Annotated in this window: 12 protein-coding genes and 1 pseudogene; 6 read left to right on the top strand and 7 right to left on the bottom strand. The window is 70.7% G+C overall.

The window, feature by feature from the left end; translation table 11 throughout:
- Window positions 1–97: 97 nt before the first annotated feature.
- The 7 genes and pseudogenes from H7F38_RS25150 to H7F38_RS26840 all read right to left on the bottom strand — a co-directional run.
- Window positions 98–595, bottom strand: a complete 498-nt coding sequence (locus tag H7F38_RS25150) for a hypothetical protein (protein ID WP_187092278.1) — start codon at window positions 593–595, stop codon at window positions 98–100.
- Window positions 596–749: 154 nt separating this feature from the next.
- Window positions 750–1,187: a hypothetical protein gene (locus H7F38_RS25145; RefSeq protein WP_187092277.1), complete on the bottom strand. Its 438-nt coding sequence runs from the start codon at window positions 1,185–1,187 to the stop codon at window positions 750–752.
- A complete protein-coding gene (locus H7F38_RS25140; protein ID WP_187092276.1) occupies window positions 1,177–1,740 on the bottom strand; it encodes a SigE family RNA polymerase sigma factor in 564 nt (187 codons plus the stop codon). Before H7F38_RS25140 ends, H7F38_RS25145 begins: the two co-directional genes overlap by 11 nt.
- Window positions 1,741–1,908: 168 nt before the next feature.
- Window positions 1,909–3,807, bottom strand: a complete 1,899-nt coding sequence (locus H7F38_RS25135) for a cellulase family glycosylhydrolase (protein ID WP_255498453.1) — start codon at window positions 3,805–3,807, stop codon at window positions 1,909–1,911.
- Window positions 3,808–3,821: 14 nt separating this feature from the next.
- Window positions 3,822–4,244, bottom strand: coding sequence for a hypothetical protein (locus H7F38_RS25130; protein ID WP_187092274.1), 423 nt, complete (start codon window positions 4,242–4,244; stop codon window positions 3,822–3,824).
- Between the two features lie 135 nt (window positions 4,245–4,379).
- Window positions 4,380–5,558: a glycoside hydrolase family 3 C-terminal domain-containing protein gene (locus H7F38_RS25765; protein WP_255498182.1), complete on the bottom strand. Its 1,179-nt coding sequence runs from the start codon at window positions 5,556–5,558 to the stop codon at window positions 4,380–4,382.
- 160 nt (window positions 5,559–5,718) lie between these two features.
- Window positions 5,719–6,564 (bottom strand): annotated as a pseudogene (locus H7F38_RS26840) (glycoside hydrolase family 3 protein); the annotation flags it as partial.
- Here H7F38_RS26840 and H7F38_RS25755 point away from each other — a divergent pair.
- The 6 genes from H7F38_RS25755 (at window position 6,464) to H7F38_RS25100 (ending at window position 12,405) form a co-directional block, all read left to right on the top strand.
- Window positions 6,464–6,880, top strand: coding sequence for a hypothetical protein (locus H7F38_RS25755; protein ID WP_222618770.1), 417 nt, complete (start codon window positions 6,464–6,466; stop codon window positions 6,878–6,880). The pseudogene H7F38_RS26840 and the gene H7F38_RS25755 sit on opposite strands and share 101 nt — an antisense overlap.
- Window positions 6,881–7,066: 186 nt before the next feature.
- Complete coding sequence (locus H7F38_RS25120) at window positions 7,067–7,828, top strand: DeoR/GlpR family DNA-binding transcription regulator (protein WP_187092273.1); 762 nt, start codon at window positions 7,067–7,069, stop codon at window positions 7,826–7,828.
- Window positions 7,825–8,805 (top strand): 1-phosphofructokinase family hexose kinase, encoded by a 981-nt coding sequence (locus tag H7F38_RS25115; protein ID WP_187092272.1) that lies wholly within the window; start codon window positions 7,825–7,827, stop codon window positions 8,803–8,805. Before H7F38_RS25120 ends, H7F38_RS25115 begins: the two co-directional genes overlap by 4 nt.
- A 31-nt stretch (window positions 8,806–8,836) precedes the next feature.
- Entirely contained in the window at window positions 8,837–9,949 is a 1,113-nt protein-coding gene (locus H7F38_RS25110; protein ID WP_187092271.1) for an NAD(P)-dependent oxidoreductase, read from the top strand.
- A complete protein-coding gene (locus H7F38_RS25105; protein ID WP_187092270.1) occupies window positions 9,946–11,439 on the top strand; it encodes an FGGY-family carbohydrate kinase in 1,494 nt (497 codons plus the stop codon). The genes H7F38_RS25110 and H7F38_RS25105 overlap by 4 nt, the downstream gene beginning before the upstream one ends.
- A 132-nt stretch (window positions 11,440–11,571) precedes the next feature.
- Window positions 11,572–12,405: a class II fructose-bisphosphate aldolase gene (locus tag H7F38_RS25100; RefSeq protein ID WP_187092269.1), complete on the top strand. Its 834-nt coding sequence runs from the start codon at window positions 11,572–11,574 to the stop codon at window positions 12,403–12,405.
- The last annotated feature ends 109 nt before the right edge of the window (window positions 12,406–12,514 follow it).

Below are 12,514 nucleotides of genomic sequence, written 5' to 3'. Positions count from 1 at the left end.
CCGGTGCCGGTGCCGGTGCCGGCACCGGGTTCCGACCGGTAGGTCGCCGGCGGCGGCGAGTCGCCCCGTCGCCGCCGACCTGGCCGGAAAGCCGTCCTTATCTGGTGGCGGGCGCCACCGGGGTCGGGTAGACGGTGGTGGGCGGCCCCTGTTCGAGGGGAACGGTGACCTTGCTCCCGTCCTTCGCGATGATCGTCTGGACACCGGAATTCCCGCCCGGCGCAGCCTTTTGACCGCCCGGTGCGGCGGGGCCGGGTGTTGCGGTGATCGTCGCGGTCGGGCGTGGCGCCTTCGGGTCCACCTTGCTCGCCACCCCGCCCGGCGCGATCGATTTGGTCACCACCGGACCGCCCGGGACCGCGGGGCCGGGTGTTGCGGTGATCGTCGCGGTCGGGCGCGGCGCCTTCGGGTCCACCTTGTTCGGCACCGCCCCCGGCACCGCCGACCTGGTCACCACGACGCCGGCCGGGGTGGTGTTCGGCGCGTGACCGGGCGCCGTGGCTCCGGCGTTCCCGGCCCACAGGACCAGGGTCAGACCTGCCCCGGCGACCAGGGCGGCCCCGCCGGCGGCAAGCTTGGTTCTCGTGGTGATCATGGTGATCTCTCCCTGTGATGGATGCTCGATGTGATGAATGCGCGATGCGGACTCGCCCGGTGCGACCCCTGCCGACTACACGCCCCCCGGCCCGGTTCTGTTGCAGCCCTGGGGAGTTGCGGGGGTGGCCACGGACACGATCTCGGGTGGATCCTCAGGGGGTGGCCCGGACGGTCGACGTCCCGGCAGGTCTGCTCGCTGTGACGGTGATCGTGGCCGGTACCTGGACCGCGGCGGTGGTCGGGGTCGGTGCCTCCGTGGTCGGGATGGTCTTGGTCGGGATGGTCTTGGTCGGGATGGTTGTCGCGGGCGCAGTGGTCGTCGGTCGGGCCGGGTGGCTCGGGCTGGTCACGCTGTTGCCCGGCCCCGGGCCTGCCGGCGGGACGGTGGGCGCGCTCTGCCCTCCGGTGAACGCGATCACCACGACGACGATGGCCACGGACGCCGCCACCAGTAGCGGCGCCGCCAGCCGCATCGGATGCCGGTGCGTGCGCAGCCCGGCATCCCTGATGTCGGAGACCGTCAGGCTCGAATGGACGCGATCGCCGCGACGCACGAGCATCTCGCGGAGCTGTTCCTGGCTATCGTTCATCTCGTGGTTCCTTCTCGTCTCGGACGGCGAAGACGGCCGGTGCGTCGCGGGGGCCGGACGAAGACCCCGACGGAGCCAGGGCGTCGATGCGGAGTGCGGCCAGTCCGCGACTGATGTGCGAGCGCACGGTGCCTACGCGGCAGTCCAGTGCGTCGGCGATCTCGGCGTCGGTGAGGTCCTGGTAGAAGCGCATGATCAGGGCCGCCCTCGGGCGGGCGGGCAGAGCGTGCAGGCGCCGCCACAGTTCTTCGTCGGGTCCTTCGGTCCAAGGATTCACCGGGGTGTCCGGCAGTCGATCGCCGACGGCCTGTACATGCCTGGTGCTCCAGCGGCGGCGCCAGGAGACGTGCTCGTTCGTGATGGCCCGCCGCGCGTAGGCCAGCAGGTTGCCCTCACCGGTCGACAACCGGTCCCAGCGCAGGTACATCCGGACCAGCACGTCCTGGGCCAGATCCTCGCCCTGGGCGGTCGATCCGGCCAATAGCGCCGCATAGCGGACCAGCCCGGCCTGCTGGAGTTGGAAGAAGTCCTCGAACGACGCTGCTCCTGCCACCGCGGGGACCCTCCCTTCTCCGTGCCGAGACTTACTCCGGGGACGTGCGGGCGCACCCGCCCCGACCCTCCCACGCAGCCGGCGGGTCGTTTGTTGCATCAGTGTGGAAGTTTCTCGATCGGCGGCCGTCGGGCTTCCGGGGCGATCGGGTCGGGCCCGGCCTGCCCGTCAGGCCAGGTAGTAACCCTGGACATCGGCGATGACAGGCGTCGATCCGCCGGAACCGTTGTAGAGCTTGACCTTTCCGTCCGATCCGACCGGGACCACGACCACGTTCGCCACCGTGCGCCCGGCGGTGAAGTCGAGAGTCGAAGTCCCGGGACGCGTCGTACCGGACGGGAAGGCCGTCAGATACCCGACCGAGGTGGGCGACGTCACGGTCACGTTCAGCACGACGGCTGCGACGCCGGCGGTGGGGACCCCGGCGATGCCGGTCACCTGGACCGGGAGCGTCCCGCCCGGACCGATCGGCCCGGTGCGCACGCGCGTATCCAGCAGTCGGGCCGGCGTGAGCGTCCGGAAGGCCCCCGACACCACCGGGGCACCGGCCAGGAAGTAACCCGACACGTCGGCCACCAGTTGCGTTCTCCCCGCCGATCCGTTGAAGAGCCGGGTGGTTCCGGACCTCGTCGTCGGCGCGATCGCGAAGTTCGCCACCGTCTGTCCGGCCCGGAATCCGACGTTGGAGGTCCCCGGTGGACCGCCGGTGAAGACGGTCAGGTAGCCGGGTGCGGTCGGTGCGGTCACCGTGACGGTCAGCGCGGCTGCGGCAACTCCGGTGGCCGGTACGTGGGCGCTGCCGTCGACCTGCAGGGTCAGGCTGCCGTGGTCGGCCAGCGGTCCGATCGGAGCACCCCAGCCGGTCCTGGTGTCCAGCAGCCGGGCCGGCACCACCGGCACGAAGGTACCCGCCGCCGTCGGTGTCCCGGAGCGGTAGTAGCCGGCGATGTCGACGAGCAGCTGGGCGGTTCCCCGAGAGCCGTTGTACGGCAGTATTTTTCCATCCATACCGATGGGCATGACGGTGAGGCCCGCGGTCGTCTCCCGTGGTGTGAAGTCGAGGATCGAGGCCACCGGCCGGGGCGCCCCCGACGGGTAGACGGTGACGTAGCCGGCGGCCGTCGGCGCCGTGACGGTGACGTTGACCGCCAAGGCGGACACGGTAGCCGATACACCGCCGCGGCCGGCGATCTGGACGGAGGCCGTACCGCCCGGTGGTAGGGCGCCGAGCCCCGAGCGGGTGTCCAGCAGCCGCACCGGAGTGACCGGCACGAAACTGCCCGGCGCTGGCTGCACGCCCGGTGGCGGTGGCGGTGGCGGCGGTGGGGGTGGTGGGGGTGGCGGGCGTGGCGCCACCAACGTGGCCAGATGCGCCTTGAACGCGGTACCCAGTGGGGCGCGTGGGGTGCCGGCGTCATCGGACAGCAGTGCCAGAGTCAGGCTCGCCTCGGTCCACCAGGCCCAGGGCAGGTAGCCGATGCCGTGGGCGTCGGCCCAGACCATGTAGGAATTGATGAAATCGGCGGTGCCGTCCTCCTCACCGAATTCGCCGGTGATCACCGGGACGACGGCGGCCACCGGCGCGACCGTGGAATTCCAGCAGACGACGGTGGAACAGTGTTGTCCCGTGTAGTTGTGGAAGGACGCCACCAGTTGGCCGTCGGCCGGTCGGTTCGCCAGCCAGCCGGTGAGGTCGTTGGAGTAGTCGAGTCCGCCCAGCAGGATCGGTTGCGCTGCACCGGTTGCGCGGATGGCCGCCACGATGGCCGCCATACCGGTCGCGGTGTAGGTCCGGCCGGAAAGGGCGGCCGTGTAGTCGTCCTCGATCGGCGCCTGGCAGCCGCCGGATTTCCAGCAGCTCCAGCTCAGCTGGAATGCCCAACTGCCGGTGGCGGCGTTCCAGCGCGAGTAGGGCTCGTTGTAGGCGTCGAACATCACCGAGTGGTTCGACCTGAAGGCGGCGGCGACGGAGGGCCAGAACAACAGCGAATTGCCATCCGGCGTCGCTCGCTGGCCGAACACGGCGGGTCCGCCGGTGGTCGAGGAGTGCAGGTCCAGGATGACCACCAAGCCGGCCGCGTTCAGCCGACGAACGACTGCACCGCGGCGCGGTAACCGGCGGCGGTTGCTCCTGGACCGGCCGGCGACCCGTTCGTGCCGAGCCAGCAGTCCTGGTTCAGAGGCAGACGGACGGTGTCGGCCTTCCACGAGGCGATGGCCGTCGCCGTGGCTGCACCCGCACTGTCCCGGGAGTACCCCCAGCCCTGCGCACAGGCGTACTCGAAGCTGGGCCAGTTCACCCCGTGCGGAATCCATACGGCACCGGATCTGGTGTCCAGCAGGTGGTTCCCGGACACCATCGGCGTCGGGGCCGCCTGGATCCGGCCGGCCGAGAGCTGGCCCGCCGGGACCTGGGCCGCCAAGGCCGGGCGCGGTGCGTTCGCCAGCAGGCAGGCCGCGACGAGCAGCGTCCCGATCCATCCGCGCCATGGTCGAGTGATCATTTGAGGGTCATTCTCCGTGGTCGGCTGCCGATCCGGTATCCCCTGGTCGGAGTGCACACCACCACCATCTGACGAGCCAGGGACCACTCAGAGCGACCCCGACGTCAACTCACCCCGACAGCCGGCGATCCCGGCTCACAGCTGGATGGTTCCGCGGACGTCACCGAGCCCGCGGGCGATCAGCAGTTTCCCGCCGGGGGTCAGTGCGGTCCAGCGATCGACCGAGGTGTCCCACCGCCGCCACAGCCTCGCGTCGGTCGCGACGGTGACGGTACTGCTCAGACCGCCGGCCACCCGGGCGGCCTGCCAGCCGACCAGGCGGACCGGTTGGTCGGCCTCGACCGGCTGGAAGTAGACCTGCACGACCTCCCGGCTGTCCCGTGCACCGGAGTTGGTGATGCACACCTCGACCGTCGGCGAGGTGGAGCCGCCGGGCACCAGCGCCGGTTCGGCGTACTCCCAGGTGCTGTAGCCGAGGCCATGGCCGAGCCAGAAGGCCGGTGCCGGAGCGTGTCCGGCGGCGTGGCCGCGGTAGCCGATGAAGGTTCCCTCCGTGTATTCCAGGGTCCCGTCCGTCGGGGTCACCGACCAGGCGGGAGCGGCGTCGTCCGCGACCGGGAACGTGGTGACGAGCCGGCCGGCCGGTTCGATGTCACCGACCAGGGTGGCCGCCACCGCGTGCCCGCCCTCCTGCCCGGGCAGACCGACCCAGAGCACGGCGTCGACCGCGTCCAGCCACGGCATCAGGATCGGTGTGGCCGCATTGACCACGACGACGGTCTGCCTGGCCACCGTCGCCACGGCAATGACGAGCGCATCCTGCGCGCCGGGAAGCGCGAGAGTGTCCTTGTCGACCGACTCGGTCTCCTGCTCCTCGGTCAGCCCGACGACGACCACCGCGACATCGGCTGCGGCAGCGGCAGCGACGGCAGCCGCCAGGACCTGCTCGACCGGAGGCGCCGCCGGGCGGGCGACCAGCCCGAGCAGACCGACCATCCCGAGGCCACCGGCGGCACCGGCATCGGGCCCCGGGCGAAGGTCCACCGTGGCGACGACGTCGAGTTCGCCGTCCACGTCGACGGTGAAGACCTTGGACGGTGGCCGCAGCACGGCCTCCCCGGGGTCGGCGGACGTCGGGGTGATGGTCGCCGTGAGGCGTTCGGTTCCAGCATCGAGTTGCCAGCGGCCGAGCCCCACGAAGCCGAGCTCGACGGGTCCGTGGGCGGTGATCCGGGCCCGGAAGACCGCGGTGGCAGCGGGTCTGGGGAGATCGTCGTCGAAACCGACCATGATCATCGGGGTGCCGTAGCGCATCAACGTCCCGCCGGCCCCCGGTCCGCGGATCGGTGACGAAGTCCGGGCGGGCGACCACCGGCCTGGTGCGGACCTCGACCCCGTCGGTGATGGTCAGCCGTCGTCCGAGCAACTCGAGCAGACCCTGGGCGACGCTGACCTGGTAGGGCGGGTTGACCTGGGCCGAACCGCCGCCCATGTCGATCGTCTCGATCGCATGCCGGCCGATCAGGGCGACCGAGCTGTGGGGGGCCAACGGGAGGACTCCGGAGTTGGTCAGCACGGTGATACCGTCGGCGGCCAGTCGGGTGAGCTGTTCGCGGCGGATGCTGCTGTCCGGTGCGGGCAGGTCCGTCGGGAAGACCCGCGGCCCGCCGAGGGCACCGACCCGCTCGGCCAGCAACAGGATCCGGCGGAGGTGGTCGTCGATGGTGGTTTCGTCCACCTCGCCGGCCCGTACTGCGGCGACGAGTGCGTCGCCCCACGGCCCGGCCGGACCCGGCATGACCAGGTCGAGCCCTCCGTTGGCCGCTGCGGCCGCGGTCTTGGTGGCGAACCAGTCGGACATCACCAGGCCGTCGAAACTCCACTCGCCCTTGAGGATTCGGTTGATGACGTGGTCCTGTTCGGTCGCGGCGACACCGTTGACGTCGTTGTAGGCGGCCATCACCGACCAGGGCTGCGACTCCTGCACGGCGATCTCGAACGGCAGCAGGTAGAGCTCCCGCAGCGTCGCCTCGTCCAGCCGGCTGTTCATCGAGTTGCGCTGGGTCTCGGACTCGTTGGCCACCAGGTGCTTCAGGCAGGCGCCCACGCCGTGCCGCTGCAGACCCCGGACGTAGGCGGCGGCGAGTCGGCCGGTCAGCAGCGGGTCCTCGGAGTAGGCCTCGAAAAGCCGTCCTCCCAGCAGGGAGCGGTGCAGGTTGATGGTCGGGCCCAGGACCACGTGGATCTCCTGGGCCATGGCCTCCTCGGCGAGGAGGCCACCGACGAGTTCGGCGTTGTCCTGGCTCCAGGCCGAGGCCAGGAGGGTGGCGTTGGGAAACAGCGAGACCTGCCGTCCCCCGGTGAACTTCAGGCCGCGGACACCGGTCGGCCCGTCGGACAGGGCGATCTCGCCGAGTCCGATCGACGGTTCCGGAGTCATCGTGAACGCAGTGTGGCCGGTCAGCAGGGTGACCCTGCGCTCCAGCGGGAGGCCGGCGACGAGCGCGTCGAACCGGTCGGCGGTGGGCGCGGTCGGCTCGGTGACCGGGGTGCTGTTGTTGCCGTTCTGGGACATCGTCATCCTTGGGCGGTCGGGTTGGAGCAATCGTGTGCGTGCCCGGACCTGCCCGACCTGAACCACCTGGCCGAAGTTCGCGTCCGTTCCAGGGACAGCTTGCGCGGGAGGGTGAGGTGGGTCAAGCTCAAACGGCCAGGAACAAACCGGTGCCCACCGAAACGGGCAGGCAAGCCGGTGAAGAACCGGGCCGACGCAGGTCGTGGATGCGAGGAGATGCGGGATCAGCGAGGGAGGCGACGGCGCCATGTACGCGGTGGAGCGTCGCCAGCAGATCCTGGCCATCGCGCGGCGTGACGGTCGGGTCGCCGTCAACGACCTCGCCGGCAGCTTCCTGGTGGCGCCGGAGACGGTTCGCCGGGATCTGGCGGACCTGGCGAAGCAGGGTCTGGTCAACCGGGTGCACGGAGGTGCGCTGCCGGCCGACCGGATCGGTTTCGAGGGGACCGTCAGCAGCCGATCCGCACGCAACCAGCCGGAGAAGACGCGTATCGCCGCGCGCGCCCGGGCCGAGATCCGTGACGCCGAGGTGATCTTCCTGGACGAGGGCTCGACGGCCGTGATGGTGGCCCTGACGCTGGACCCGGAACGCCCGCTGACCGTCGTCACCGGCTCGATCCCGGTGGTCACCGTCCTCAACGCCCACCCCCGCATCTCGTTGATCCTGCTGGGCGGCCCGGTCCGATCCGGTTCGCTGGCCGCAGCGGGTGCCCTGCCGGCCGGCATGCTGTCGGAGTTCGCGATCGACGTCGCCTTCCTCGGGGCGAACGGGGTGACCGCCCGGCACGGTCTGAGCTGTCCCGATCTGGCCGTCGCGACGGTGAAGACGGCTGCGGTGGCTGCTTCTCGTCGTCGGGTGCTGCTGGCGGACGCCACCAAGTTCGGCCACGACGCGTTCGCCAGATTCGCCAGGGTCACCGACATGGATCTGATCGTCACCGAGACCTCCGCGCCCGGAGGGGTCGTCGAAGCCATTCGCAAGCAGGGGGTTCAAGTGGTCCTCACATGATCCTGACCGTCACGCCGGCACCGGGCCTCGATCGGACGTACCGGGCCGCGCAGATGCTCGAAGGTCGTGTCAACAGGGCGATCTCGAGCGAGGTCGAGGCAAGCGGCAAGGGCGTCAACGTGTCCAGGGCGCTGGCTGCCGCCGGGGCCGCCACCGTCGCCGTTCTCCCCCTCGGCGGCCCGGAGGGTCGTCATCTGGCCGAACTGCTGACCGCGGATGCGGTGCCGTTCCTGGCCGTGCAGACATCGATACCCACCAGGACCAATACCACGCTGGCCGTTGTCGGCCACTCCACCACGAAGATGAATGCGCCCTCCCCGGGCTTGCCGGAATCGGTCTGGGACGACGTGAAGCGGATCGTCGAGGACCTGCTGCTGCAGCACCCGGGCGCCTGGGTGCTGTGTTCCGGGTCTGTCCCGGCCGGCGCTGATCAGTTGCCGGCGCAACTGGTCGAGTTGGCCCGGCGGCTCGGTGCGCGCAGCGCGGTCGACTCCTCCGGCGCGGCGCTGGATGCGGCGCTGGCGGCCCGGCCCGATCTGATCGCCCCCAACCACCTCGAACTGGCCGAGCTGATCGGGGTCGACGTGCACACCCTCGATCCCGACGGTCGCGATTCCGCCGGAACATCCCTGGTCGAGCTGGCTTCCGGCTGGGCGCAACAACTCTCGGCGCGCACCGGTGGCGCCGTGCTGGCGACGCTGGGTGCCGGCGGCGCGGTCTACGCCGACGGCCGCGGCTGTTGGCACGCCGTCGCGCCGGCCATCGTGCCGGTCAACACCGTCGGTGCCGGTGATGCGCTGCTGGCGGGCTTCCTGTCGGTCGCGGGCTCGGCGAATCCGGGCGAGATCCCAGCGCCCGGCGGTGCGCTCGCCACCGCGGTGGCCTGGGGGACCGCCGCCTGCGCGATGCAGAGCACCTCCGGTGACGTGGCGGGCGGGGCCGACGTCACCGCCGTCCGCATCACCGCCCTGTCCTGACCATTCCGACCCGCCCAGTAGAAGGACCTCCATGACCGCCGACAGCCCGACGCCCACCGACAGCCCCATCCTCCCGCCCGTGACGCCGCTCGATCTCCTGGTGGTCGGCGACGGGTTCATCACGGTCGACGACTATGCCGACGCTCTCGGTCATCTGCCGCCCGATCGAGCCGGCCGGTTGTCCCTACGGGGTGTTGCGCTGACCGGTAACAAGTCCGAACATCATGCGGCGCAGGCCATCATGGAAGTCAGAGGACCGAACCAGGTGCCCGCGTCACCCGAGATCCTGGCCGCCGTCGCAGGTGCCGCCGTGCTCGGCCTGCACTTCGCGCCGGTCGGGGCCGACGTCATCGCGGCCGGCGCCGATCTCAAGCTGATCTCGGTCGCCAGAGCGGGCCTGGAGAACATCGACGTGGCCGCCGCCACGGCCCGCGGTATCGGTGTCGTCCCGGCGATGGGGCGGAACGCCGGCGCGGTCGCCGAACTGCAGATCGGTCTGATGCTGTCCGAGACCCGCAACATCTCCCGCGCCGACCAGTCGATCAAATCCGGCGGATGGCGCAAGGACTTCCCGGGGAGCCGGGTCGAGATCGCCCATTCCACCGTCGGTATGGTCGGGTTCGGCCACGTCGGGAGGGTGTTCTCGCAGCGGGTCTCCGGATTCGGCCCGAAACTGATCGCCTACGACCCTTACGCCTCGGCCGAGTCGCTCGCCGAGTCCGGTGTCACCAAGGTGGACAGCCTGATCGACGTCTTCGAGCAGTCGGACTTCATCCTGGTCCTGGCCAGGTTGTCGCCGGAGACCTCCCGCTTCATCGGCAGGGAGCAGTTCGCCGCCATGAAGGCGGGCGCCTACTTCATCAACGGTGCCCGCTCCCGGCTGGTCGACTACGACGCCCTCTACGAGGTACTGGCAGCCGGCGGCATCTCCGGTGCGGCGCTGGATGTCTTCGACGACGAGCCACTGCCACCCGACTCACGCTGGCGGAAGCTGGACAACGTCACCATGACCACCCATTTCGGCGGTGACACGGCCGGCACCAACATCACCTCCGCCCGGATGGTGGTCGCCGCCGCAGCCGAATTCGCCGCCACCGGCAGGGTGTTCGAGGCGGTCAACGCGAAGGAACTGGGTTGGCGGTGAGCGGCGGCTACCTGGTCGGCGTCGACGCGGGCCACACCGTCATCAAAGCGGCCGTCTTCGACGATCGTGGCGCCGAGATCGGCCGTGGCGCAAGGCCTACTGCAACCTTCAGCCTGCACCCGCGTTGGCAGGAGAGGGACATGGACGTCGTCTGGACATCCGCGGCCGGCGCCGTTGCCGACGCACTGGCCGACGCGGGCATCGACGCCTCGGAGGTGGTCAGCGTCGGGATCGGTGCGCACGGCGACGGTCTCTACCTGGTCGACGCCGGTCTCCGTCCGGTCAGGGCGGCGATCCTGGCCACCGACTCCCGGGCGGCGTCCTACTGCGACCGCTGGAACACCGGCGCGGTGTCCGAGCGGCTGATGGCCATCACCGGGCAGGTCCCGGCGCCCTACACCCCCCCCGCCACGCTGTCGTGGCTGCGGGACCACGAGCCCGAATCTTTCGAGCGGGCCGCGCACATGCTCTTCTGCAAGGACTGGCTCCGTCTGCAACTGACCGGCGAGGTGGCCACCGACCCCACGGAGGCGGCTGCCGGGCTCTGCGACGTCCGGGCCCGTCAGTGGTCCCCGGAGGCGATCGAGCTCTGCGGGCTGACCGACGCGGCGCACCTGCTGCCGCCGATCCTGCCGAGCGCGGCGGTGGCCGGCCGGGTCACGGAGAAAGCATCCGCTGCAACGGGTCTGCGGGTGGGCACGCCGGTCATCACCGGCAGTCATGACGTCCACGCCGCCGCTCTGGGCATCGGAGCGCTGACGCTGGGAAGCGTCAGCGCGATCATGGGCACCTTCAACATCAACCAGTTGGTCGGGCCGGACGCGCTGCCCTCGTGGCAGTGGCAGGCGCGGGGTTCCCTGACCGACGGACGGTTCCTGCTGATGTCCACCTCGCCGGCCGGGGCGACGGCGGTCGACTGGGTTCGGCAGGTCACCGTCCAGCCGTCCGACTTCGTCGGCGAGGCGGTCGCGGCGGCTCTGGCCGACCGCGGCGGCGGGGCGGTGGCCCCGGACGACCCGTTCTTCCTGCCGTTCGTCTACGGCACCATGCTGACGCCGGCGATCCGAGGTGCCTTCACCGGTCTCGGTAGTTGGCACGGACCGGCCGACATGCTGCGGGCCGGCCTCGAGGGTGTCGTCTTCACCCACCGCTATCACCTCGAGGCGCTGGAGAACGCCGGGCCCATCGACACCCGCCCCGTCCGTCTTGCGGGAGGTGGAAGTCGTAGCGCCGCATGGACCCAGCTGTTCGCCGACGCCACCGGGCTGTCGGTGGAGGTGACCGACGCGGTCGAGGCGGGTGCCCGGGGATCGGCCATGCTGGCCGGCGTCGGAGCCGGTGTGTTCGCCGACATCGACCAGGCGGCGCAGGCCTGCGTCACGGTCGTCCGGACCCAGCACCCCCGTCCGGAGCGCAAGCCGCTGCTGGACAGTCGCTACCGCATCTGGTCGGCCACCGTGGCGGCCCTGCAGTCGGTCGAGGCGCGGTGACGGCCCCCTCGGCGCATACAAGAACTCCCGCCGCGCCCGCTTCGGCCCGCATCGGGGCGCGCAGACCTTGAAACGGGCACTTCTGTCTGCGCAACCGGCCATTCGTCCGCACTCACGACCCAGGGAGACCCAGTGACCTTGTCAGACCCCCGCCCGCTGCTGGCCGGTGCCAGCGCGGGCGGCTACGCCGTCGGTGCGTTCAACGTGATCCAGATCGAGCACGCCGAAGCCATCGTCGCCGGTGCCGAGCGAGCCGGACTGCCGGTAGTACTGCAGGTCTCGGAGAACACGGCCGCATTCCACCGTGGGCTGGCCGGGATCGGGGCGGCCAGTCTGGCGATCGCCGCACAGGCAACCGTTCCGGTGGTGGTCCACCTCGACCACGCTGAGAGCGAAGATCTGATCGACCAGGCCGTCGCCCTCGGCTTCACCTCCGTGATGTTCGACGGTGCCAAGCTGCCCTACGAGCAGAATCAGGTCCGTACGGCCGCGGTGGTGGCTCGCTGCCATTCCGCCGGCGTCGCCGTCGAAGCCGAGCTCGGCGAGGTCGGCGGCAAGGACGGTGCGCACGCCCCCGGGGTGCGGACGGACCCGACCGAGGCGGCGGCTTTCGTCGCCGCGACCGGGGTGGACAGCCTCGCGGTAGCGGTGGGGACCTCCCACGCGATGGCCGACCGATCGGCCCAGGTCGATCTGGAACTGGTCAGGTGGCTCCACCAGAGTGTGCCGGTTCCGCTTGTGCTGCATGGCTCCTCGGGCGTCGACGACCCCGGGCTGGTCGCTGCGGTCAAGGTGGGCATGGCGAAGGTGAACATCGCGACCAGGCTGAACCAGGTGATGACCGCGGTGGTCCGGCAGGTGCTGCACGCTGATCCGAAGGTCACCGATCCGCGGAAGTACCTCGGCCCCGGACGGGACGCCGTGGCCGCCGAGGTGGCGATGCTGCTCCGGCTCCTGCACGGCTGAGTCTCCGCGCCACGTGGTCTGGGTTCGAGCCTGGTGATAGCCGGAACTAGGATCGACCCGGTCCGGCAGCGCGGCCGCGACGCGCAGTACGCCAACGAGGAAGAGGCAT

It is taken from the genome of Nakamurella sp. PAMC28650 (genome assembly GCF_014303395.1).
In the GTDB taxonomy this organism is placed as follows: Bacteria; Actinomycetota; Actinomycetes; order Mycobacteriales; family Nakamurellaceae; genus Nakamurella.
This window is presented reverse-complemented; position numbering and strand designations above follow the sequence as displayed.